The organism is Pedobacter jamesrossensis, assembly GCF_042650905.1.
GTDB classification, from domain to species: domain Bacteria; phylum Bacteroidota; class Bacteroidia; order Sphingobacteriales; family Sphingobacteriaceae; genus Pedobacter; species Pedobacter jamesrossensis.
In genome coordinates this window covers 1-23,623 of sequence record NZ_JBHSBY010000124.1, presented here as the reverse complement: position 1 = coordinate 23,623, position 23,623 = coordinate 1, and the positions used below count along the sequence as shown (strand labels likewise).

At 36.7% G+C, this 23,623-nt stretch carries 24 protein-coding genes; 12 read left to right on the top strand and 12 right to left on the bottom strand.

The genetic code is table 11. The features are described 5' to 3' along the window. Window positions 1-182: 182 nt before the first annotated feature. The 5 genes from ACFOUY_RS13300 to ligD form a co-directional block, all read right to left on the bottom strand. Entirely contained in the window at window positions 183-2,579 is a 2,397-nt protein-coding gene (locus ACFOUY_RS13300; protein ID WP_378961310.1) for a glycoside hydrolase family 3 N-terminal domain-containing protein, read from the bottom strand. Window positions 2,580-2,769: 190 nt separating this feature from the next. Continuing rightward, the gene (locus ACFOUY_RS13295) at window positions 2,770-3,867 is read right to left on the bottom strand and encodes a phosphotransferase enzyme family protein (RefSeq protein ID WP_378961309.1); all 1,098 of its coding nucleotides are present in this window, start codon (window positions 3,865-3,867) and stop codon (window positions 2,770-2,772) included. A 63-nt stretch (window positions 3,868-3,930) separates the two neighbouring features. Then, window positions 3,931-5,283 (bottom strand): Gfo/Idh/MocA family protein, encoded by a 1,353-nt coding sequence (locus ACFOUY_RS13290; RefSeq protein ID WP_378961308.1) that lies wholly within the window; start codon window positions 5,281-5,283, stop codon window positions 3,931-3,933. 812 nt (window positions 5,284-6,095) lie between these two features. Next, window positions 6,096-6,866 (bottom strand): non-homologous end joining protein Ku, encoded by a 771-nt coding sequence (gene ku / locus ACFOUY_RS13285; RefSeq protein ID WP_378961307.1) that lies wholly within the window; start codon window positions 6,864-6,866, stop codon window positions 6,096-6,098. A 76-nt stretch (window positions 6,867-6,942) separates the two neighbouring features. Beyond that, window positions 6,943-9,672: a DNA ligase D gene (gene ligD, locus ACFOUY_RS13280; RefSeq protein ID WP_378961306.1), complete on the bottom strand. Its 2,730-nt coding sequence runs from the start codon at window positions 9,670-9,672 to the stop codon at window positions 6,943-6,945. Between the two features lie 221 nt (window positions 9,673-9,893). Here ligD and ACFOUY_RS13275 point away from each other — a divergent pair, with 221 nt between their 5' ends. After that, window positions 9,894-10,478: a DUF4142 domain-containing protein gene (locus ACFOUY_RS13275; protein ID WP_378961305.1), complete on the top strand. Its 585-nt coding sequence runs from the start codon at window positions 9,894-9,896 to the stop codon at window positions 10,476-10,478. Between the two features lie 56 nt (window positions 10,479-10,534). On the opposite strand, the gene ACFOUY_RS13270 is transcribed toward ACFOUY_RS13275, so the two are convergent. Then, window positions 10,535-10,795 carry a hypothetical protein gene (locus tag ACFOUY_RS13270; protein ID WP_378961304.1) on the bottom strand — a complete coding sequence of 87 codons (261 nt, stop codon included), beginning with the start codon at window positions 10,793-10,795 and terminating at the stop codon, window positions 10,535-10,537. 319 nt (window positions 10,796-11,114) lie between these two features. Here ACFOUY_RS13270 and ACFOUY_RS13265 point away from each other — a divergent pair, with 319 nt between their 5' ends. Genes ACFOUY_RS13265 through ACFOUY_RS13255 form a run of 3 tightly spaced genes read left to right on the top strand, consistent with a single transcriptional unit; the run spans window position 11,115 to window position 13,412 of the window. After that, complete coding sequence (locus ACFOUY_RS13265) at window positions 11,115-11,885, top strand: DUF1223 domain-containing protein (protein ID WP_378961303.1); 771 nt, start codon at window positions 11,115-11,117, stop codon at window positions 11,883-11,885. A 47-nt stretch (window positions 11,886-11,932) separates the two neighbouring features. Next, window positions 11,933-12,640 (top strand): cytochrome b/b6 domain-containing protein, encoded by a 708-nt coding sequence (locus ACFOUY_RS13260; protein WP_378961302.1) that lies wholly within the window; start codon window positions 11,933-11,935, stop codon window positions 12,638-12,640. Then, the gene (locus ACFOUY_RS13255; protein WP_378961301.1) at window positions 12,624-13,412 is read left to right on the top strand and encodes a molybdopterin-dependent oxidoreductase; all 789 of its coding nucleotides are present in this window, start codon (window positions 12,624-12,626) and stop codon (window positions 13,410-13,412) included. Before ACFOUY_RS13260 ends, ACFOUY_RS13255 begins: the two co-directional genes overlap by 17 nt. Before the next feature lie 34 nt (window positions 13,413-13,446). On the opposite strand, the gene msrA is transcribed toward ACFOUY_RS13255, so the two are convergent. Then, a complete protein-coding gene (gene msrA / locus ACFOUY_RS13250) occupies window positions 13,447-14,103 on the bottom strand; it encodes a peptide-methionine (S)-S-oxide reductase MsrA (protein ID WP_378961300.1) in 657 nt (218 codons plus the stop codon). 7 nt (window positions 14,104-14,110) lie between these two features. Continuing rightward, window positions 14,111-14,623 carry a peptide-methionine (R)-S-oxide reductase MsrB gene (msrB, locus tag ACFOUY_RS13245; RefSeq protein WP_378961299.1) on the bottom strand — a complete coding sequence of 171 codons (513 nt, stop codon included), beginning with the start codon at window positions 14,621-14,623 and terminating at the stop codon, window positions 14,111-14,113. Between the two features lie 279 nt (window positions 14,624-14,902). Here msrB and ACFOUY_RS13240 point away from each other — a divergent pair, with 279 nt between their 5' ends. From ACFOUY_RS13240 to uraH, 3 genes are read left to right on the top strand one after another with little or no spacing between them, the layout of a single operon-like run. Next, window positions 14,903-15,472, top strand: a complete 570-nt coding sequence (locus ACFOUY_RS13240) for a Crp/Fnr family transcriptional regulator (RefSeq protein WP_378961298.1) — start codon at window positions 14,903-14,905, stop codon at window positions 15,470-15,472. A gap of 52 nt (window positions 15,473-15,524) precedes the next feature. Next, on the top strand, window positions 15,525-16,085 hold the full coding sequence (locus ACFOUY_RS13235) for a GlcG/HbpS family heme-binding protein (RefSeq protein ID WP_378961297.1): 561 nt from the start codon (window positions 15,525-15,527) through the stop codon (window positions 16,083-16,085). A gap of 2 nt (window positions 16,086-16,087) precedes the next feature. After that, window positions 16,088-16,495 (top strand): hydroxyisourate hydrolase, encoded by a 408-nt coding sequence (gene uraH, locus ACFOUY_RS13230; RefSeq protein WP_378961296.1) that lies wholly within the window; start codon window positions 16,088-16,090, stop codon window positions 16,493-16,495. 289 nt (window positions 16,496-16,784) lie between these two features. On the opposite strand, the gene ACFOUY_RS13225 is transcribed toward uraH, so the two are convergent. Next, window positions 16,785-16,964 (bottom strand): histone H1, encoded by a 180-nt coding sequence (locus ACFOUY_RS13225; RefSeq protein ID WP_378961295.1) that lies wholly within the window; start codon window positions 16,962-16,964, stop codon window positions 16,785-16,787. A 495-nt stretch (window positions 16,965-17,459) separates the two neighbouring features. On the opposite strand from ACFOUY_RS13225, the gene ACFOUY_RS13220 reads away from it, so the two are divergent. Then, entirely contained in the window at window positions 17,460-17,699 is a 240-nt protein-coding gene (locus ACFOUY_RS13220; RefSeq protein ID WP_378961294.1) for a hypothetical protein, read from the top strand. Window positions 17,700-17,753: 54 nt separating this feature from the next. Here ACFOUY_RS13220 and ACFOUY_RS13215 read toward each other — a convergent pair whose 3' ends face one another. Further along, window positions 17,754-19,136, bottom strand: coding sequence for an NAD-dependent succinate-semialdehyde dehydrogenase (locus ACFOUY_RS13215; RefSeq protein ID WP_378961293.1), 1,383 nt, complete (start codon window positions 19,134-19,136; stop codon window positions 17,754-17,756). A 320-nt stretch (window positions 19,137-19,456) separates the two neighbouring features. After that, window positions 19,457-20,203 carry an SDR family NAD(P)-dependent oxidoreductase gene (locus ACFOUY_RS13210; RefSeq protein ID WP_378961291.1) on the bottom strand — a complete coding sequence of 249 codons (747 nt, stop codon included), beginning with the start codon at window positions 20,201-20,203 and terminating at the stop codon, window positions 19,457-19,459. Between the two features lie 329 nt (window positions 20,204-20,532). On the opposite strand from ACFOUY_RS13210, the gene ACFOUY_RS13205 reads away from it, so the two are divergent. Both ACFOUY_RS13205 and ACFOUY_RS13200 read left to right on the top strand, forming a co-directional pair. Next, the gene (locus tag ACFOUY_RS13205; RefSeq protein WP_378961290.1) at window positions 20,533-21,543 is read left to right on the top strand and encodes a zinc-dependent alcohol dehydrogenase family protein; all 1,011 of its coding nucleotides are present in this window, start codon (window positions 20,533-20,535) and stop codon (window positions 21,541-21,543) included. A 99-nt stretch (window positions 21,544-21,642) separates the two neighbouring features. Continuing rightward, window positions 21,643-22,365, top strand: a complete 723-nt coding sequence (locus tag ACFOUY_RS13200; protein WP_378961289.1) for a BON domain-containing protein — start codon at window positions 21,643-21,645, stop codon at window positions 22,363-22,365. Window positions 22,366-22,513: 148 nt separating this feature from the next. On the opposite strand, the gene ACFOUY_RS13195 is transcribed toward ACFOUY_RS13200, so the two are convergent. Beyond that, a complete protein-coding gene (locus ACFOUY_RS13195; protein WP_378961288.1) occupies window positions 22,514-22,708 on the bottom strand; it encodes a hypothetical protein in 195 nt (64 codons plus the stop codon). A gap of 277 nt (window positions 22,709-22,985) precedes the next feature. Here ACFOUY_RS13195 and ACFOUY_RS13190 point away from each other — a divergent pair, with 277 nt between their 5' ends. Together ACFOUY_RS13190 and ACFOUY_RS13185 are read left to right on the top strand one after the other, a co-directional pair. Continuing rightward, entirely contained in the window at window positions 22,986-23,198 is a 213-nt protein-coding gene (locus ACFOUY_RS13190) for an SHOCT domain-containing protein (protein WP_378961287.1), read from the top strand. 71 nt (window positions 23,199-23,269) lie between these two features. Next, the gene (locus tag ACFOUY_RS13185) at window positions 23,270-23,539 is read left to right on the top strand and encodes a cupin domain-containing protein (protein WP_378961286.1); all 270 of its coding nucleotides are present in this window, start codon (window positions 23,270-23,272) and stop codon (window positions 23,537-23,539) included. The last annotated feature ends 84 nt before the right edge of the window (window positions 23,540-23,623 follow it).

Below are 23,623 nucleotides of genomic sequence, written 5' to 3'. Positions count from 1 at the left end.
TTTGGCGGTATCGTCATGCTCAGCTTGAATGGGCATCGTAATGCTTTAATAGGCTTTTATTTCATAAGCTTTCTATCGCTTTACGATTCCCGTTTTCAAGGAAATGACGACCACTCAAAATATTATTCTGCTAACAGCACTTCAAAATCAATTTTGATACTGCCTCTTATATTTTGCTTCTATTAGTTTTCTTTAACTAAATAATCTTCTTTCCCTAGTTCGAATTTACCCTGCAATCGAATATCATCAGCCGATGCTGAAACCATTATAGAATAAATTCCAGCTTCGACTGCCCATTTCATTTTATTGTTATAGATTTCTAAATCGCTTCTTTTTAATTCAAAAACAAGTCGCTGCTCTTCACCTGCTTTCAATGCAACTCTTCTAAATTGTTTTAATTGTTTAGCAGGCATTACAACAGTAGAAGTTTTACTTTTCGAATAAAGCTGAACAACTTCTTCGCCATCAACATTACTGGTGTTTTTTAAGTTGAAACTTATTTCAATTGTGTTATTATTCGACTTTTTAATTTGCAATTCACTGTATTTGAATTCAGAATAGCTTAAACCATAGCCAAAAGTATAAAGTGGTTTAGCATCTATTTCAAGATAATCGTGTTTTTCGGGTACACGAGCATTGTAATATACAGGCAATTGACCAACCGATTTTGGAACTGAAATCGTTAATCTACCGGCAGGATTATAATCTCCAAACAGTACATCGGCAATAGCAGTACCACCCTGTTGCCCTGGATACCAGGCATCAATAATAGCAGGAACATTTTCAGCTGCCCAGTTCAAATTTAAAGGTCTTCCTTTAATAAGTACCAAAACAACTGGTTTTCCTGTTTTAACAACAGCTTTTAAGAGTTTCATTTGGTCGCCTAATAAATCTAAAGTCGCTCTGTCAAATCCTTCGCCACTTTCCATATCACTTAATTTATCGGATGATGTACTGATTTTTGCAGCACCGGTTTCAATATATTCAGTTTTAAAATCTCTGGCACTAGAGCCGCCTAAAACAAGTACAACCGCATCAGATTTTTTGGCAGCAATAACGGCCTCATCAATATTGCTCGAAAGTGTATCGCGAATTGCGCAACCTTTTACATAATTAATTTTAGCATCTGGTAATTTACTTGCAATTCCTTCTAAAACCGTTACTACGTTTTCTTCGGTTTGTGGTGCTGTATAATCTCCAAGTTGATTATAAATATTATCAGCATTGGGACCAATTACAGCGATACTTTTTAACGATTTACTTAAAGGCAGTAGTTTATTCTGGTTTTTCAATAAAATGATTGACTCAAGAGCAACCTGTTTTGCAAGTTGAATCTTTTCTGTATCTCTTATTCTAAGTTTAGCAGTTTCGGGATTGACATAGGGATTTTCAAAAAGCCCCATATTAAATTTAATACGTAAAACACGACTAACTGCTGAATCTAAGGTTTTGATTGAAACTTTTCCAGCTTTTACCGCATCGCGTAAAGCCTTGCCATAACCAATTCCACTTAAATCTGCATCCAAACCTGCATTTATTGATATAGCTGCTGCTTCAGCTGCATTATCTGCAACATGATGATTAGCCATTAAACCCGAAATACTGTTCAAATCTGAAACGACAAATCCTTTAAAACCCCATTCTTTGCGAAGAATATTATTTAACAATTCCTCATTAGAAGAACATGGAACTCCATCAATAGAGTTATAAGCCGTCATAACAGATAAGGCACCAGCTTTTACAGCCGCTTTAAATGGTGGCAAATAAAATTGATTTAAACTTCGTGTACCAACACTGATACTGCTACCATTATGACCACCTTCTGGCGCTCCATACGCAACAAAATGTTTTAAAGTTGCTACCACATTTGAGCCACTTTTAATACTTTCTCCCTGAAAGCCTCTTACCATAGCTTCTCCCATTTTGCTATTTAGAACCTGGTCTTCACCGTAAGTTTCTTCTACTCTAGACCACCTGGGTTCTCTAGCTAAATCCAATACAGGCCCGTAACCCACATGCCCACCTTGAAGTCTGGTTTCTTCGGCAATTACAGCCGCCATTTTCCTTATTAATTCTGGATTAAATGTACTTCCTTGACCTATTGAAGTTGGGAAAACAGTTGTTCCAATCGCCATGTGTCCGTGAGGGCACTCTTCTGAAAGCAAAACGGGTATACCCAAACGCGAATTTTCTATAGCATATTTTTGAATGGAATTGGCTGCTTTTGCTGCAAGTTCAGGATTTAAACCGTTCGACAAGGTTTTTTTTGTCCAGGGGTCTGCTCGTAAAGTTGCCCAAAGCATCCCTGTATATTCTTCTTTTAACGATTTCTTAAAAACTTCACTTACTTCGACAACATTTGCGGTTTTGGTATACATTGGCCAGCCAAGTGGCATAGATATTTGACCAACTTTTTCCTCAACGGTCATTCGAGATAGTAAATCCTTTATCCTATTTTCAATTGGTGCTTTAGAATCTTTATAAATTACTGTTGCTTTTTTGGCTTGGGCCCAACCATTAGTTTTAAAAATTAAGATAAAAGCAATTGTCATTAATGCCACAGTAATATTTTTTTTCATCGTTTACTAAATATTTTAAAGGTTTTGGTCTTCTAATAAAAAGAAGGCAAGTTTAAGACTTTAATTTCTTGTTAATGCAAATATTTAAATAAAAACGAGCCTGATATTACTCATAAATCAAAAAATCTGATGAAAGCATAATCAGGCTCTCATCAGATTTTTCACCAACTTCTATTTCAAAAATAAAAATTTATACATTCATACTCAATCCACCATTTAAAGATTCTAACTGAGTTTCGTAGTTTTCGATGATTTGTTTAAACTCTAGCTCAGATTTAGTATATTCCATTAGTAACGTAATTTGGTTTTTCGCTCTCAAAAGGTTATGCTCGGCATGAGAAACGGGATAGTAAACATCATTATTGAGATAATCTGTTAAAAATCTAAGCGTCTGCATAAAAATCATAAACTGTCCGCTGTAAATAAAAAGCTCCTGTTCCCTTAAGTTTAAACTTCTTCGCATCTCTTCCATGTATCCTTTATAGATTGCTAAAAACACATCAGAACGTACTTTAATTTTCTCGAAAGAAATTTCCTCTTCATTTGCGGCAGATAAATAAGTTCTCATCATGTCGCCAACATCACTTATAAAATATCCTGGCATAACCGTATCTAAATCAATCACGCTTAAGCCTCTTCCGCTTTCAATGTGTAAAAGCACATTATTAATTTTAGTATCGTGATGAATTACCCTTGTTTTAAGGCTATTCTCGACTTGAAGCTGCTTAAACTTTTCCGCAATCCATAAATATTCTTTTACCTTTTCTATTGCCCAATTTGCAGTTTTTAAACGTTCTTTATTAGCATTTTTCAATGCCATAGAATATTGAACAGCTCTTAAAGAAAGGTTATGAAAATCAGGTATAGTAACTTTTAAATTCTGAGGATTAAAAGCTTCGAGAATTCGTGTAAACTTCCCGAATTGTTTGGCTGCATGATATGCCTGTTCTGCCTCAGTAACAGTATCTACTGTAAAAGAGTTGGCAACAAAAGGAAATAAACGATAAAAACCATCACCTTCTTCAATGATACCAGCTCCTGTTATGGTTATTATTGGAGCTACAAATAAATACTGTGGGGCAACCCTATCTAAATATTTTTTAATTATCAGCGTATTATCGGCTATATCAACAGGAGATTGAAATACATTGGTATTAACTTTTTGTAAAATATATTGCCCATCTGGAGCAAAAACCTTCCAGGTTTGGTTGATTAAACCATTCCCAAAAGGCTTAATTTCACAATCAATGCATTCTATTCCGTAGGCTTTTAGAACTTTTTCAATCATTTATTTTATATTTTATTGCGGGAGTATTTGGCTTCTAATTACTTAGCCTCTTTGTTTTTACTACTAAAACCCGCTGTCATCTAAAGCAAAAACATTCTTACGTTCTTTCCATTTACCTTTGGTGAAATCAGGGAATTTTTGAGGCATATTTCCTTCTTTTAACGATTTTGTAGAAAGTGGTACAATAACACTCATTGTTACCGAATCGTAAACATCAATTGGTGTTTGTTTTTTCTGTTTTACGGCCTGAATAAAACCATTGAAAACAAACCAATCCATACCTCCGTGACCGGCACCCACAGCTTCCTTCTCGTATTTTTTCCAAAGTGGATGGTCGTATTTTTCAAACCATTCTTTTACGGGTTCCCATTTATCGTTGCCTTTAGAATTTTTTTCTATGTAAATAGATTTATTTACATCCATCCAAATCCCATCAGTTCCCTGAACTCTAAAACCTATAGAATATGGCCTTGGCAAGTGCGTATCGTGACTTAACATTACAGTTTCGCCATTTGCACAGTTAATCATCGTTGTGGTAACATCACCATTTTTATAGTTTATTTTAGCATTTGGATGACCTGGTGAAAGGTCTTCTACGTAAGCTGCAAGTCCTCTTGCCTTCGAACTAAAAGAAACAAGATTAGTAAAACGGTTACCTCGGTTTATATTGGCATACTGCATTACAGGGCCTGCACCATGTGTGGGATATAAATCGCCATCCTGATCTATGTTAAATTGTGTTCTCCACTGTGCTTCGCTTAATGCATTTGGCCCAAACTCTACACCACCACCGTAGTAATCTTTTCCATTATTAAATAAAACGTTTCTCAGGTTGTGTTGATAACCACCTTCTAAATGTATAAGTTCACCAAACACACCTTGTCTTACCATATTTAGCGCTGCCATTACATCTCTTCGATAGCAAACATTCTCTAATGTCATGTAAGGCATACCAGTTTTTTCAGAAGTATTTACAATATCCCAGTGGTCTTGTACGGTCAATCCGGCAATTACTTCGCAACCAACATATTTACCTGCTTTCATTGCATCAATAGCCTGGTCTTTATGAAACTGCCAAGGCGTCGCAATTATGACTGCATCAATATCTTTTCTTTCTAATAGTTTTTTATACGCATCAGTACTACCAGTATATTCCGTAGGTTTCGGTTTGCCCTTTTTAGCGATAAACGCTTGACAATTCTTTAAAGAACGTTCTTGTGTATCGCAAATCGCTACAATTTCTACATCATCACGAAGTGTACCTTCAGAAATGTGGCTCATTCCACGAGCGCCAACACCGATGTAACCTAATCTTACTTTTGATGAATCGCTTGAAGCAAAAAGGCTTCCGCTTGGTAAAATGGTGATGCCAGCTGCCGTTATTGCGCTGTTTTTTATAAAGTCTCTACGCTCCATTTTTTGGGGATTTTAGTTCTTAGATTTATATTGGGTTATTTTTAGGTTGAAATTTATTTTATATTATAAACATCTATTTCTGCAAGAAAAGTATGCTTAGCCATTCACGTTTAACTTTCTAAAGCTGTAAGTTTAAGTATTGGAAAGCTGTTTTAGCCAATACAGGAAAGCTTTAAGCATTGTTGCTTATCGCAAACTTGAAAGTGCCAAAATTGATGAAAGTAGTTCTATTCTCAGTAACCACTATTACCTGCCTGAAGACTTTTTGCATTTTTAGAATCTATATATCTTTTTTCAAATTCGCCTACCGCTAAAAGGCTCATTATTACTAACATGCTCCTCCCTGAAAAAGTTAGTACACGGGCTCAATCATCAGAGTAGTAAAATTCTTTTTTCATAAAGTTAATTTTAGTTATTGATAAGACCAATATAGGGCGATAGAGATATTAATTACCAAACAAATGAAGCGCAAACGTTTGATTTAAAAGCCATAACTTAATAGTAGGCAAATGCATAGTTAGAAGAAAATTTGCTCCAAAATTAGAATAGTTTATTCTTTGGAATAGTTTTCGGGATTTTGAAGCCTTTTTGTAATTTATAGAAGAAGATGAAAAACTGGCCATTAAACAAACGAAGCGCAAACGTTTGATGCAAATCTTAAATTTAACCTAAAAACCGAATTGGAAGCTAATTTTGAGAAAAATAGCGTTGCAGTTTAGCTAATCAAGCAAGAAATAAATATTGATTTTTAGTTAACTTGAGTTACGGGTATTAATTTTTGATTATGGCCTGATAGAAGTTAAAATATTTAGCTAAGCACCTTTCTTAGAACCTAAACTTTGCATCAGTTGCTCGTAAAGGTCATCGCTTGTTGCTTTTTGAGGCTTCATTTTCTTAACTGTAGCGCGTTTCCCTTTAGCTTTAGCTTTTATAATTTTAAGCAATTCATTACTGTAATCATCTTTAAAAGCACTTAAATCGAATGTAGAACTATATTGTTTAATTAATGCTAAACCAACATCCATTTCCTTTTTGGTAATGGCAATATCATCAACCTTATTAATATCTGATAGCGGTCTTATTTCTTGCTGAAAACGAATTTTAGTCACCACAATTACATCTTCCATCGGGTGGATTACGCATAAATTCTCCGTATTACGCAACACAAAACGGGCAACGCCAGCCTTTTTTGATTTCACTAAAGCTTTTAAAAGCAGAGCATATGCTTTTCTACCTTGTTTTTCGGGTTCAGTGTAGTAAGAAGTTTCGTAGTAAATTGGATTGATATCATCTATATCAACAAAATTTTCTAATTCTATTATTTTTGTCTTTTCTGGAGCAGCCTCTTCAAAATCATGTTTATCTAAAATCACATACCTGTCTTTTAAAAAATAGCCTTTCACTATCTTTTCAAAAGGCACTTCCTTATGTGTTTTTTCATTTACACGCAAAAACCTTATTTTTTCATGGTCACGTTCATCCAACATGTCAAAATCGAGATTACTATTTTGTACGCCAGAAAATAACTTAACAGGTATATTAACTAAACCAAATCCTATTGAACCTTTCCAAATCGACCTCATTGCATTTTATATATAGATTTAAACCACAACAAATCGCTAAAGATTATTGTTTTAAACTGTTTAGTATCGAATTAAATTATTCTTGATTAACAGCTTTTGAGGGATACATTTTTTTTGCCTTTTTAATCGCAAGTTCAAGGTCGATGCCTTTTGCTAATACACCTTTAAAAATATCTCCTTTTTTCTTAAGTCGCTCTACTGTATTAAAAATTGTGAAATCCTGCATTTTTAATCCTGGTTTTATTTCTTTCCATTCTAATGGCATAGAAACCGTTGCACCTTCTTTTGGTCTTAGAGAATACGGCCCGGCAATTGTTGCGCCAGGGCGATTTTGCAAAAAATCTAAATACATTTTACCTTTTCTTGCAGAAACCATGCGTTCTAAAGAGGTAATTTCTGGTAGAATTTCGTGCACCAACCCAACAATAATTCGAGCGAAAAGCTGTGTTTGGTCGTAGCTATACTTTGCTCCCATCGGGATATAAATGTGTATTCCTGTAGAACCTGAAGTTTTAGGATAACTTGGTACACCGATAGAATCTAAAACCTTTTTAACAGCAAGCGCAACTTCAACAACCTGGTCAAAGCTTTGTTTATCAGGATCTAAATCAATTACACAGTAATCAGGTCTATCGGGGTTTTCTGAACGAGAAAACCATGGATTTATCTCAATACAACCTAAAGATATCATCCATAAAAGCGTAGCTTTATCGTCTCCTAACAAATATTCTTTAGGTTCGCCATCATTCGTAGAATAAGGAAAGGTTTTCGCCCAGTCAGGTGCTTTCCCTTTTACATCTTTTTGATAGAAGCTCTTACCATGAATGCCGCCGGGGAATCGGTTTAAAGATTGAGGTCTATCTTTTAAATAAGGTAAAATAAAATCAGAAACCTGATAATAGTAATTAAACATATCCCGCTTGGTTACGCCATCCTCAGGCCAGTAAATTTTAGAAAGATGGGTAAATTTAATTTCCTTACCATTTATTTTTCTAACCTGCGTTTCATCTTTCGGATTTAAAAGAGTTTTCGGAATGGTAACCTTTGGCGGGCGAATAGCTTCAGCATGTTTATCGGGTTTCGTTTTTGAATTTATAACTTGCTTAACCGCTGTTTCTGGGACTAAAATTTCAGTATTTGTTGCACTTTCTCTAATTACATCTTTAGCATTTTTATCTTCACGCATGCCTTGAAAAGAAGGATGACGGAATACACCATCGGCAGTAATTTCGGTAAATGCTACTTCACATACCAGCTCTGGCTTCATCCAAATTATTTCTGCATCGGGCTGATTTGCCTGAAATCTTGAAGGTTTATTAACGTCAGGTGTTACTTTAAATGGGCTTTTTTCTACTATATAAGATTTAAAAGCCTTAATCATATCTCGTTGGCTTGCATCGGAAAAACCAGTTCCAACTTTACCTACAAAGGTTAAAACATCATCTTTATAAACAGCTAATATTAAGGAACTAAAAGATTTGGATGTGTCTTTATTTTTGGTAAAACCGACAATTATTACTTCTTGTCTTTTATTAACTTTTATTTTTAACCACTCTTTCGAACGGCTGTTTAACGTGTAGGCAGACTCCTTTCTCTTGGCCATTATACCTTCCAAGCCCATTCTTTCTGCTGCTGCAAAAAAATCTATTCCGCTCGCATTAAAAACTTTCGAGATTCTGATGCGATCATCATCTGTTGGTAATACCATATTAAGTATCGCTTGCCTTCTTACCAAGCTAAGGCTGGTAAGATCTTTTCCTTTATACCATAAAATATCAAAAACGTAAAACACAAGTTCCCCATCTGCTTCGCTTCTCCAATTTTGAAGTCTGCCAAAATCAGATAAGCCTTTTGTATTAAGTACAAGCACTTCACCATCAAAAATGGCATCCAGTTTAAATGATTTAAAAATATTTACTATCGGATAAAATTTATCATTAAAAGATTTATTATTGCGTGAAAGAAGTTCTACTGAACCTTTATTTAAGAAAGCAAGCGCCCTATAGCCATCCCATTTCACCTCATACTGCCAATCAGCATCATCAAATGGCGTATCGACCAGCGTTGCAAGCATAGGCTTAATATTTTTAAGAATTGAAGATTTAGTAGCAGTTTTTAAAACCTTTTCTACATCGATTTTTAAATCTTCATCTTTAACTTTAGTCTTTTTTTTAACAACTTTATTTTCTTTAGTTTTCTTTTCTTTTCCAGATGTCCATATCTTTTTGCTGGTTTTTTCCACCGCAGCAATAGTTTTTCCCGAGAGGATGGATTTATCCTCTTTAGTTATGTCCTTTTTTGTTGCAAAATCATCGTCGTGTTTGATTAATAACCAAGCATTATCGCCCATTCCTTTTGTTTTTACAAGTGCAAATTCTCCATTTAGCTTTTCGCCATGCAATCGCATTTTTACCGAACCTTTAGCAAGCTCGGCAAGCAAATACTTTTCTTGTGACTTTTTACCTTTTATAGGTTCAATCGTTTCATACCAGCCCTGATCCCAAACAATTACTGTTCCTGCACCATATTCACCCTCGGGAATTATCCCTTCAAAATTCCGATAATCAAAAGGATGATCTTCAACCATCATAGCCAAATGTTTTACCTTAGGATCTAGAGAGGGTCCTTTTGGCACAGCCCAACTTTTTAAAACGCCACCCATTTCTAAACGAAAATCGTAATGTAACCTAGATGCATCGTGCTTTTGAATCACAAAAATCAATTTTTTACCATCCTTACTAATACCTTCTTTAGGCTCAGCAGTTTTATTAAAATCACGTTTCTGTTTATACTTTTCTAAACTCATAGTAATTTAAAAATTAAGCATTGATTGGGTATAAAAGTGTAACAAAGCGAAATACTGCTTAGTTTTATTTTCAGTAGATTTTTACAAACCAGATTTAATATAAACAGCTGACTTTTAAAAGCATCCGATAATTAGAATCAATAATTAAAAACATTTTTATTCATTTTTTGAAAACTATTTACTTTGAAAAAGGGTTTAATTGGCACAACAAAATTTATAATATGAAAAATTTATTTTATGTAATGGCACTTTCTGCATCTGCATTAACCTTTCAGGCTTGCAGCGGAAATAAAGATGCTAAAGAAACAGCAGACAGTCTTAACATGTCGAAAGACACAACGACCAATGTAGCAGAAACTGGCGGCATTGCAGTTCCTGAAGAAGATTCGAAATTTGCAACTACTGCCGCTGTTGGTGGTATGGCTGAAGTTGAATTGGGTAAATTAGCTTTAGAGAAGAGCACAAATGCTAAAGTTAAAGAATTTGCAACAATGATGGTTAGCGACCATGGACAAGCAAACACTGAGTTAATGTCGATTGCAAATACTAAGAATATTACTTTGCCAACAACAGTTGATGAAGATCATAAGAAAAAGATGGATGATTTGAGTAAAAAAACCGGTTCAGATTTCGACAAGGCTTATGTAAGTGCGATGGTAGATGGCCATAAATCTACTTTGGATTTAATGGAAAAAGAAGCAAAAGATGGCACCGATACTGATTTGAAAGCATTTGCTGCTAAAACTGCTCCAATTGTAAAAGGACACTTGGATATGATCCAGAAAATTCAAGATGGAATGAAATAGTCAATAAGATTTTCAAAAATGCCTTCAATTTTCTGAAGAAAATTGAAGGCATTTTTTTACATTTTACTTTTAGACATTTTATCTGTCGACATTTTCGATTTTTCCATCTTCGCTTTCTTCACCGAATCCGTTTTCATTTTAGACATTTTACTTTTTTCCATCTTATCCATTTTTTTCTTACCCATTTTGTCTTGTTTCATTTTCGACATTTTATCTTGCAACTGACTTGCAGATGCTAAAATTGGAAAAGATAATGCACCAGCTAATAATGTGGTTAAAAATAATCTACCAGTAGTTTTTAAGAGTTGATTTTTCATGTTATTGCGTTTTTGTTTTATGCTTTGTCGCACAATTTGAGATAACCTTACATAAAATTTAATTTTTATTAATTTCCTCTCCAATCTTTGCTTTGAAAACAACTTTAAACTTATCATAAAGGCTTTATTCACCGGCTTTAAAACCTGCAAATAATTTCGTCAGTAACTCCATCCTTTTTGTTGTACATATTTTATGGTATATTGTATCAGTATAACGCTTAAATACTTGGTTCGCTGTCGTTTTAGCATCCTTAAATTTTAATACAATTTATTTGTAAGGATTTTTTATAGATAACGACTAATCTTAAAAAAACAAGCAATGATTGCGAAAACAACATTAGCCATAATACTGCTTGCATCAATCAGTATGGCTTTTTCTATAAAACCAATTAACAAACATTTATCTATTGATTCTGGCTTTGCAGTTGTAGAGTTATTTACTTCAGAAGGATGTTCGAGTTGTCCGCCAGCCGATGCGCTTGTAGCCAAAATAGAAAAGGAAAACTATAATAAATCTGTTTATATTTTAGCTTATCATGTAGATTATTGGGATAGATTAGGCTGGAAAGATAGCTTTAGTAATCCTAAATTTTCGGCAAGACAAAATCAATATGCTAATTGGTTAAATTTACAAAGTGTTTATACGCCACAAATAATAGTTAATGGTACAAAAGAGTTTGTTGGTTCTGAAGAAAGCACATTGAGAAAAGCTATTTCTACGGCGCTTTCTGCAAATACAGCCAGCAGTATCCAAATGAAGTTAACCAAACAGGAAGGTAATTTTTTAACATTAAGCTATGCTGTTAATCAAGCTACTGAAAATGATGATTTAGTAATCGCGTTGATAAATACAAATGCAATTAGTAAAATTCTTAAAGGAGAAAATAAAGGCAAGACACTTTCGCACGTACAAATCGTAAATCAATTTGAAACTTTTAGCCTAAATGGGAAAAAGAATGGTAGTGTAGAAATAACTTCTCAGAAACTCAAAAACTCTCAAGCAATACAAATAATTGCATTTCTACAGAACAAAAAAACAGGGAAAATTTCATCTGCAACAAAAATCGAAAAAGCAATGACTAACAGTTAACTGATAAATTTAAAAACTCATATTTTGCGTTAATTAAAGAAAATATCATGAAGGTAATTAAAGAAAAACATTCGTTTTTAATGCGTTGGACGCATTGGGTTAATTTCCCGGTACTCATGATTATGATTTGGAGTGGACTCTTCATTTATTGGGCAAATGATGCTTATGGCATTTCTATTTTTGGTTACAGTATTATAAAATTCTTTCCAGAATGGTTTTATAATTATTTCCATATTCCACAGCGGCTTGCTGAAGGAATGGCTTTTCACTTCCTTTTTATGTGGTTCTTTTTTATTAATGGGCTATTGTACATCCTTTATACAATTTTCTCAGGCTCATGGAGAGAATTATTTCCTAAGAAGAATTCGTTTAAAGAGGCGTGGCAGGTACTTTTGCACGATTTACACATCAGAAAAACCATTCCACCTCAAAAAAAATATAATGCAGCACAGCGTATTGCTTACACTGCAATTATTTTTATGGGTATTGGTTCTGTTCTAACAGGTCTTGCTATTTACAAACCTGTGCAATTTTACTGGCTTTGCTGGTTATGTGGTGGCTATCATTTTGCCAGGATTCTACATTTCGCACTAACCATTGGCTACGTATTATTCTTTATGATACATGTAATACAGGTAATTCTAGCTGGATGGAATAATTTTCGTTCTGTGGTATCAGGCTTTGAAGTTGTAGAACTAAATCCAGAAGTCTCATCTGATAAAATCCAAACTGAAGACAATGAAAGAGCAGAATAAAAAGAAAGCCAATGTTCCTCTTACAATAGAGCAAAAAATAAAACGACGTAATTTTATTTCATTTGGTGCTTTTTTTGCCCTTGGCGGAGGCGCAATTTTAGGATGGAAAGCTTTGCTAAATGCACCTGAAGAAACTCCAGGAATTACTGGTGGCGCTCGTGCCCCACTAAGACGTGCTTTAAATAAAACAGAACTTTTCTTTCGAAACTTCTTTAGCAATAATCACTTGGTTAAAACCTACCCTCAGGAACGGGCGGCAAAAAACGTAAGGGTAAATAGTTTAATAGGAATTGAAGACGATGAAAATTTCGACATAAACAATTGGACTTTAAATATTTATAACAATAACAAAATATTAAGTATTAAGATTGAAGAAATAAAAGCCCTGCCTAAAACCGAAATTATTTTCGACTTTAAATGTGTTGAAGGTTGGGACCAAATACAACATTGGGCTGGTGTTAAATTGAGTGATTTTCTGGCTCATTATAAATTAGATGAACAAACAAAGAAAAAATACATGGGTTTGGAAACTCCAAACGGCGAGTATTATGTAGGCTTGGAAATGGAAAGTGTTTTACACCCACAAACCCTACTTGCATACGAAATGAATGGAGAAGCAATTACTAACGAACACGGCGCACCTTTACGCCTGATTATTCCGGTTAAGTATGGCATTAAAAACCTTAAAAGAATCGGAAAAATGTCTTTCAGTAATAATAGGCCAAAAGATTACTGGGCCGAACAGGGCTACGATTATTATTCTGGATTATAAATAATAAAGGGCTTCAGAAATTGAGCCCTTTATATTAATGTTTAAATTCTGGCTTTAAATATGCATTCATAGTTTCCCTAAGTTTCATCACTTTGGGCTTAGATACATTTATGATATAAGAACTTGTAGGGTGAGCTTTATAATAACCTTGATGATAGTTTTCTGCAGGATAAATTACTTTGAAAGGAACAACCTGAGTTACTATCGGTTCGCCATAATGATGACTTGCATTTACTTTAGCAATAACGGTTTTTAATTCTTTTTCTTCTTCTGGAGTACGATAAAATGCAACAGAGCGATAATCCTCTCCCTCATCTGGCCCTTGTCTGTTTAAAGTTGTTGGGTCATGCGCATAAAAAAATGCTTCGGCCAATTGTGCATAGCTGATAACTTTTGGATTGTAATAAACTTGTACAGATTCTGCATGACCAGTGTTATCAGAACAAACCTCTTCGTAAGTTGGATTTTTAACATTTCCACCTGCATAACCCGCTATAACTTTATCAACTCCGTTTAATTCACTCAAACCCTCAGCTAAACTCCAAAAACAACCGCCTGCGAAAGTAGCTACCTTTTCATTTGAATCGGGTTGAGGTAGTTTGGCAAAATCATTATTTTGCTTTGCAGTTTTTCCGTTTGCACAAGAAGCAAAAAACACCGCAAACAGTATCCATATTTTACTAGTTTTCATGATAGATTTATTTAGATGGAATAAATTTTAATGCATAAGAGTTCATACAATAACGCAAGCCTGTTGGTTTCGGTCCATCGTCAAAAACATGACCTAAGTGCAATCCTGTTGAAGCTTCTACAACCTCATCCCGAATCATGCCGTCAGAAGCATCTCTTACGATTTTAATGGCCTTTTCATCAATTGGTTTAAAAAAGCTTGGCCATCCAGTTCCGGATTCAAACTTTGCATCAGAGCTAAATAAAGGCTTTCCAGTAGCTGCACTAACGTAAATACCTTTTTTGTGGTTATTCCAATACGGGTTTTTATATGGTGTTTCAGTTCCACTGTTTACCATAATTTCATAACTATTTTCTGAAAGCACCTTTTTCCAGTAATCATTTGTTTTGGCCATCGGATATTTTTTTACATCCTTTATCTGGCTAACCATTTTAGAATTTTCATCGGTGCTTTTATTTTGGCTACAAGCATTTAATGCAAGTGCCAATATTGGTATTATTAATAATTTTAACTTTCTCATAACCAATTAGTCGTTGAGTGAAACAAATCCTTACAAACACTTGTGAATTGGTAAATTAATTACCCCCAGCAATGTTATACCTAATTTACGCATAAAATAATTGGCAAAGCCGCGTAAAGCGTTGCTTTGATTTTAACCAAGGGGTAAAAACTTTGATGGCGTTACTTATCTTAAAAAACGTAAATTACCACAATAATTAACTTTGATGTATATTTCAAATGTGTTTTATAAACCTTTTACTGCGGAAATCTGCATTTTATAAGGCATTGATATTAAACTATGTACCATCAATTAAAAACCTATATCACAAGCAGAAGTAGCATTTCTGAAGAAATTTTGGACCTCATTTGCAATCACTTCATTTTAGTAAAAGCTCGACGCAATGAAATACTCATAGGATTTAATGAAGTATGTAAGGGTTACTATTTTGTGAATGAAGGTTGCTTAAGGTTATTTACCTATAATATTGATGGAAATGAAACTACTCGATATTTTGGTTTTAAAGGTGGCTTCTGCACGGCATTACCCAGTTTTATTCAGCAAACTGTTGCTCTTGAGTATCTGCAAGCTATATCAAAATCGGAACTATTGTACATTAGTCGTTCTGATTTTTTCCATTTAGTAGACATGGTTCCACAATTCGCTATGATTTATCGTGAGATACTGGAATTAGGATTTATCAATGCGCAAAAGAGGATTTATGGATTCCAGGGCTTCAATGCTTTGGAAAAAGTACGCTGGATTATTGAATTTCAACCCGATTTTCTTCTGCGTTTATCTAATAAAATGGCCGCTTCATACCTGGGTATATCCCCTTCAACGCTTAGTCGAATAAAATCCAGGCTTTAAATCCTTGCGCTAGGTCAACGTTTTTTAGCAAGTGACCCAGTATTTTTGTAGAATGATAATCAAAAAATTTATAGTTTATATTTTTATAACTGTACCTATATCTGCTCTTGCCCAGGAGGCAAACCATAACAAAAAGGATTTTGCCAGGCAAGAGCCACATGCTGTATCAATCAATCCATATTTGACAACAAAAAGTCGGCTTACCTTAAAAGCAGCTTATGCCCTAGCCGAAGTTGCCAGAGCTAAGGCAACTGCAATGGGTAAACAGGTATCGATTGCGATCTTAGATGAGTCGGGAATAACCATTTCCATTACTCGTGGCGACGATGTTGGCCCTCATAATACCGAAGCTGCCAGAAGAAAGGCATATACGGCGCTTTCAACAAAAACCAGAACACTTACGTTAGCAAGAAATGCAAAAAAGAGCAGTGATAGCGAAAATTTAGCTTTTCTACCTGAGTTATTGTTACTCGGTGGAGGTGTCCCTTTATGGTACGGAGATCTTATAGTGGGAAGTATTGGTGTTGCAGGTGGCGGCAGTGCTGAAAATGATGACTTAATTGCACGATCGGCGGTGCTACCAATAGCCGATATTACAGTAAAAGAAAATTAAAAATGAAAAAAATTATTTTAAGTGCTCTATTGGGGATGATCCTAAATATTGCATATGGACAGATACCAAAATATCAGTTATCAAGCCATATTTTAGATGTTTCTTCAGGCATGCCTGCTAGCGGTGTTACCGTTCAGCTGGAAAAACTAGATCAAAGAACTAAAGTATGGTCTTTTGTAGATAAGAAAGTTACAGATGCGCAAGGCCGGATTACAGACTTCCTTGAGCAAAGAGAACAAAATAAAGGAATATACAAGCTTACCTTTTTTATAAAAGAATATTTTTCTAGTAGGAAAACCGAAAGCTTTTACCCTTTTATTGAGGTCGTGTTTCAGATTCAAGATGAGAAACATTACCATGTACCAATCACACTCTCAGCATATGGTTACTCCACATATAGAGGAAATTAACATCCTAAATGAGAAATATCGAGTTGTGATGTTCTAAGGGGTAGACTCTAGGTTTTAAATTAAGCTGGTGTAGCCTTTAAAAACTCACTGCTAAGACTTTGCGTTTTCAATTAAACTGGTCTAGGTTTTATATTTTGAACCTAAATCTTAAATCATTTTATACTTTAGGCGCTATGCGTAGCATATAAACGCCTAATTTTTGTAGAACATACTCGCTGAACTAAATTTTAAAAAAATCTTCTGGCAAAAATTGCCAGGAGATTTATAATTTCCCAAAACAGTGTTGTTTTTATTTATCGCTGTTTTTCTTTTCAGTTACTTCTGCTCTGATTTCCTGAGCTAAAACTTTAAGATCTTGCATTGCTTTACGTACACGGGTACCAGCAGCTGCATTACCGTTTTCATAAAATTTCGTTGCATCAGCCTCAATAGCTGAGATTACCTCTTTTACTTTTTCAAACTTTTCCATAATTGGGTTTTATTGATGACCGGAAGATTGGCCATCTGGTTTAACAATTGAATGATTCATTTACAAAAAACGAGCCGCGAAATTAACAAAAGGATTTAAATATCTTGACTAGCAGATTGGCTTTTTTACTCACTATTTCCCTTGGCAATAAACTTATTCTGTCCAGCCTCTTTACGAAAATGGCGAAGAAGATGGGGGCCCACTGTAGAGCATGTCCATCATTTAGAGGGCATTACCGGAAAAGGTATAACAGGAAAACTTGGAAAAGAGAATCCTGCGCTGGGAAATAAAAGCCTGATGGATCAGATCAGTGCTGCCATTGCAATGTTTCTGGGGTGAGAAGGTGAGTGCTGAACAGAAAATGGGTAAAGCCGTTTCATATCTTTCAATTAACGAAAAGATAGCTGGATTTGTGGTGATTTCAGACAAGATCAAAACGACCAGCCGATCAGCGATCCGGAATCTTCAGCAGGAAGGACTAAAAGTGATTATATTATGGAATTAGATGGATTTCATGTTCAGATGTTGCCGGACGACAAACTTACAGAAATCAAAAAGATTCAGGATTCCAGTAAAAAGGCGATAAATGATGTATCGGCGCTTTCCCAGGTAGATAGTCTAGAAGAAAAGAAAAATGATTTGCATCTACAGAGCACACATCTGGTTTCTTTTATGAACGCATGGGTTACCTATTTTATTTGGTTTTTGATATTAAAGGTAAAATACCTTCCCTAATCCGTTTATAGTATATGTAAGGATCAGAAAAGGCATTGGCATTAATATATGATGTTAGAATGGGTCAGAGAGTGCACTCACCCTAATGAGCTTTTTGTTTACAAATTCTTGCACGCCAAGGCTTGACAGTTCCCTGCCATATCCTGAGCGTTTCGTACCTCCAAACGGAAGGTCTGCCTGGGTCCAGGTAGGATGGTTGATAAAGACCATGCCGGTATCTATTTGTTCAGCCAGGCGTTTCCCTTTTTCGATATCTTTGGTGAAAATACTTCCACCGAGTCCAAATGGAGAATCATTGGCCAGATCAATAGCAGCCTGCTCATCCTTCACCCTGTAAAAAGCTGCAACAGGCCCGAAGAGTTCCTCGTGGTAAGCGGCCATTCCTGGCTTGATATCACCTAAAATAGTTGCCTCTATAAAGGCACCTTTGCGTTCAATGAGTTTTCCGCCCAGCAGAACCTTGGCACCAGCGCTTACGCTCCTTTGCACCTGCTCAATCAGTTGGATAACCGCACCTTCAGAGCTTAATGGCCCAAGCTCTGTGTCACTATCCATTGGATCTCCTACTTTGAGTCCGCTTAGTTTGGCTTTAAACTTAGTCAGGAATTCATCAGCAACTTCTTCCACCACGATAATTCTTTTTGCCGCAACGCAACACTGGCCGGTATTGTTCATTCTTCCGATTACCGCCCAGTCAACCGACTGATCGATGTCTGCGTCAGCTAAGACAATAAACGCATCGCTTCCACCAAGCTCAAGAACAGATTTCTTAAGTGCTTTTCCGGCTGCGGCAGCAATGCTTGCCCCAGCGGCTTCACTTCCGGTAAGAGAGACACCTTTTATACGTTCATCTGCCACCACCTCATCTATGCGGCTTCCGCTAAGAAAAAGATTGGTATAAACACCTTCTGGTGCCCGAGCCTCCTCAAAAAGCCTGTGGATAGCCAGCGCACACTGAGGAACATTACTGGCATGTTTCACCAGCACTACGTTTCCCGCCATGATATTGGGTGCTGCAAAACTGGCTACCTGATAAAATGGAAAGTTCCAGGGCTCTACTCCAAGCAAAACGCCTATTGGTGTGCTCTTGATATATGCTTCCCCATATTCCGGTTCAAGACGCTGGTCTTCCAAAAAAGTTTCAGCATTGTCCGCATAGTAATCTACAATATCTGCACTGAGCGCAATTTCTGCATAACTCTGCGCAATCAGTTTCCCCATTTCAAGGGTAATGAGTTTGGCAAGGACATCCTTTTGACTACGCATGAGGTCTGCAACTTTGTGCAGCAACACTTTACGCTGCGAAAATGAGGTCTTCCTCCAATGCTGGAAGGTTTCGTCTGCAATGGAAATTGCGATTTCTACCGCATCTGGAGTCATTTCCTCGTAGCTTTTAATAACCTGATTATTAAAAGGATTTATGGTTTGTATGGCCATGGTTAAAAATTAAGGTATTTGTTTTATTTTTTCGTTAACTATCAATAATTATTCTTTGATCAGCAATCAGCGTATTCCAGAACCTTGCCTGCTACATGTTCAGCTGCTCTTTTTCTTATGTAGCTGTCAACAGTTCCCGATAATGTAAAATGCCTTCGTTTGCTAATACACGATCCCGTTTGTGCTTAGAAATTCTAAAGAAACTTATTGACATTATCCAATAAAGGTCAACCTATACTCTCCCTTTACAAATGATACAGGTTATGCAGAGATAAGATGTTCATCAACGGCGAAAAGCAGTGCACAGATATGTCAATATGTTATGCCATCACCCCGCCATCCAGAATGATCTGCGTACCATTACAATAACTGGAATCATCACAGGCGAGATAAATAAATGCTTTGGCTACCTCTTCTGCCTTACCAAGCCTCTTTGAAGGGGTACCCTCAATCCATTTATGATGGATTTCCTCTGAAATGGCACTGATCAGTGGAGTTTCTATATAGTATGGGCATATTGCATTGGCCCTGATATTTTGGGTAGCATATTGAACGGCTATATTTTTGGTAATACCCAGTACCCCGTGCTTGGCAGCAGCATAGGGAATCAGGCCATGCTCAGCCTTGAGACCGCCCAGAGAGGACATATTTACGATTACACCACCGCCCTGTTTTAAAAACTGCTGAAGTTCATATTTGACACAGTAAAACTGACCGGTAAGGTTAATAGAGATTACCCTCTCCCATACTTCTTCTGGAAGATCATGTATACCCGAATACGCTGCGCCGATTCCTGCATTGTTAAAAGCCACGTCCAGCCTCCCAAACTTGGATACTGTAGAATTTATTGCCAGTTTAACGCTTTCCACATCAGAGACATCAATGGGTACAAACAAGGATTCTCCTCCCAGGGCACTTATTTCTTCAAGGGTTTTTTGATGGTTTGACCCGGCTAAATCTGCTATAATAACTGTAGCCCCTTCACGGGCGGCTTCCAGTGCTGCTGCTTTTCCGATACCAGAGTTTCCACCGGTAATGAATACGATTTTATCTTGTAGTTTTTTCATGGTTAATATTTCGAGGTTTTTCCAGAATGCAAAATTCCTGCAACAGGAACAATCAAAGGTTGCCTATTTGTAAACCTTATATGTTGCACCTTTAAAGAAAAGCGTTGCAGGATTCACACTAAGCGTAGCTTTTCAATCAAGAAATAAAATTGAAACTGGATAACCACTCATTTGACTGGCCTATCATCTCGGACGGACTGATGATGAATATCTATAATCGGCATGATGGGCGTCATTCTCAAAACAACTTTCAATACTGAATTTTGTTGAAGGAGCAGATCAAATTTTTAACCCGCTTTTTTCTTTCAATCAATTTAAGCTATTCAACTATGAAATTACGTATCAGGAGTATGATGAGGGCAATGGTTATGGAAAAACCCGGGCAACCGCTGCAACTCAAAAAGCTGATGGTCCCCACTCCTTCATCAAAGCAAGTACTTATCAAAGTGATTGCCTGCGGCGTGTGCCGGACTGATCTGCACATCATGGACGGCGAGCTTACTAACCCAAAGCTTCCATTGATCATGGGACATGAAATTATAGGTACAGTTTGCCAGACCGGAGATGAAGTTAGCAAATTTAAAACCGATGATTTTGTAGGGGTGCCCTGGCTAGGCTATACTTGTGGTAAATGTAGGTATTGTATTAATGATAGGGAAAATCTTTGTGAAGATGCGCTGTTTACTGGCTACAATATAGATGGTGGCTACGCTGAATATACACTGGCTGATGAAAATTACTGCTTCCCTTTAGATCCTAGTTATGCAAAGCCATCGGGCGCTCCATTAATGTGCGCCGGAATAATTGGGTACAGAAGCTATAAGATGATCGATTCGTCGGCCAATCGAATTGGAATCTATGGTTTTGGTGCTGCAGCCAGTCTGCTTACGCAGGTAGTAATCAGCGAAAAGAAAGAGGTATTCGCCTTTACCAGAGATGGGGATTCTAAGGCACAGAAATTTGCATTGGGTTTAGGTGCTACCTGGGCGGGTGATTCCTCACAGCCGACACCGGAAAAAATGGATGCATCAATCATATTTGCATCCCTGGGAGCACTTGTACCCAAAGCGCTAAAAGATCTTGAAAAAGGTGGCACTGTCGTTTGTGGGGGAATCCACATGAGCGACATCCCTTCATTCCCTTATTCAAGTCTTTGGGAAGAGCGGACCCTGCGTTCGGTGGCAAACCTGACCAGACGAGATGCAATTGAGTATCTGAGCCTAGCACCTAAGATACCCATCAGAACAGAAACTACCCTGTTTAAACTGGAAGAGGCAAATGAGGCCCTTGATGCACTACGGGCTGGAAAAATAACCGGTGCTGCAGTTCTGATGATGTAGATGAGAAGAAGAGACAGACCTGAATGAGTTCAATAATCCGCTCAGGCTCCAAACTGAATATCCCTTAAATAGAATCTGTAGAATTCAAACCAGATTAAAATGCCGCTCACAAAAAGACTCATCCAGATCAGGATATTAAACTGGTATTGGATACAAAACAGAGAAAAGATGAAAAAAAACGAGGAATTACAAAAAGATGTGCAGGATGCCATCAGATGGGAACCGCTTTTGCATGCCGCAGAGATCGGTGTAACGGTTAAGGATGGTATTGTTACCTTAACAGGATCGGTAGACAGCTATCGAAAAAAGCTGGAGGCTGAAGAGGCCGCTAAAAATGTGTCGGGTGTTAAGGGTGTAGCAGAGGAAATTACAGTTAATCTGGGTTCAGCCTACAATAATAACGATACCGATATTGCAGCCGACGTGGTCAATACTTTCAAGGGCGATTCTGAAGTGCCCGATGATCATCTGAGTGTTGAAGTGGAACAGGGATGGGTTACCTTGAGCGGAAAGGTTAAGTGGAACTATCAGCGTGAAGCGGCGGAAAAAGCAGCTACAAACCTTGCGGGTGTAAAAGGAATTTCTAACTACATCGAGATCAAATCTGATCATGGAGATGATATAGAAAAGGCGGCTATCGAAAAAGCAATCAAGCGTAATTCATCGCTAAAGGACTGTAAGATCAAAGTCCAGGTTTCGGGCAACCACGTAAACCTGCACGGACATGTAAGTACCTTCTATCAGAAAGATGAGGCTGGCAGAATGGCTTGGAACGCCAGTGGGGTAACTATGGTAGGCAACGACTTGTTAGTTGAACACTAGGAATTAAAGACAATAAATGTTTAAGGCATTGGAGGCATAATGTTATCCTGTGCCTTATCCTTTAAACATCCGACAGAATTTTAGTTTATACGAATCAATAATACATCAACTAATGTCAATTCAACAAGAGATTACATGGCTCTTCCTATTATCGATACCAATTGCCTGTGTGGCATGGACGGTCACGCATGAGGAGGTTTTCCGGGAGCCCAGGGAATATTGCATCAAGAGAAGCCTCAATGGTAAAAGCATTCTGGTTAGGAAATTCTTTTACCTTTTTACCTGCGAATACTGTTTCAGCCATTATATTACCATTATTTTTATATGCCTTACAAATTTTCACCTTTTAATGGAGGATTGGAGAGGATATCTTATTGCTAGCTTTGCTCTGGTCTGGATTGCCAACACCTACATGAGTCTGTTCGGACTTATCCGTCAGGATATATCAAAGGAAAAAGCTGAAATCCGTGAAATCATCACCAAATTGAAAGATGAACCAAAGAACATACTATGAAAGTGTGAATGATATAAGGAATAAACATAATTCCACAACCTACCAAATCGAAAAACCACCAGATTTGTTATGACCGGATGTCCAGTCACATATCAAAACAATTATAATGTTTTATGAAAACAACTATTGGGGAATGGATTTCATCTGGTGGTGTATATGGGTAGTATTACTCTTTTGGATATTTGCGCTACCCTACCAAATACCTGGACAGCGACACAGAAAAGATTCACCGCTTGATATCCTTAACAGAAGATTTGCGTCCGGGGAAATAAGCAAGGAAGAATTTAAGGAAAGAAAAGACATTCTTATGAGTTCATAAGTTCAGCTAAATAAACAAAACACGGGAATGGTATTTCAAAGCTGTTTCTCCAAATTTAAAATCAAGATCAAATGAAAGGATTTAAAAGCAGCATCGAAACAGATGCCCATGAAAACAGCAATTTTAGAAAAGTAATTTATACAGGCGAGCACCTTCAGGTTGTGCTGATGAACCTGCCCCCAGGAACGGATATCGGTGAAGAGGTGCACCACTCGAACGATCAGTTTTTCCGTTTTGAGGGCGGGCAAGGCATATGCATTATCGATGGAAATGAATATTACATAAAGGCCGGGGATGCGATTGTAGTTCCCGCCGGCGCGAGCCCAATGTCATTAAGTTAAGTGTTTAAATATCTGATTACCAACTATTTGACTTGTTTTTATGGGTTTATTTTCTTATATTTAACTTATAACCAATTAGTTAAT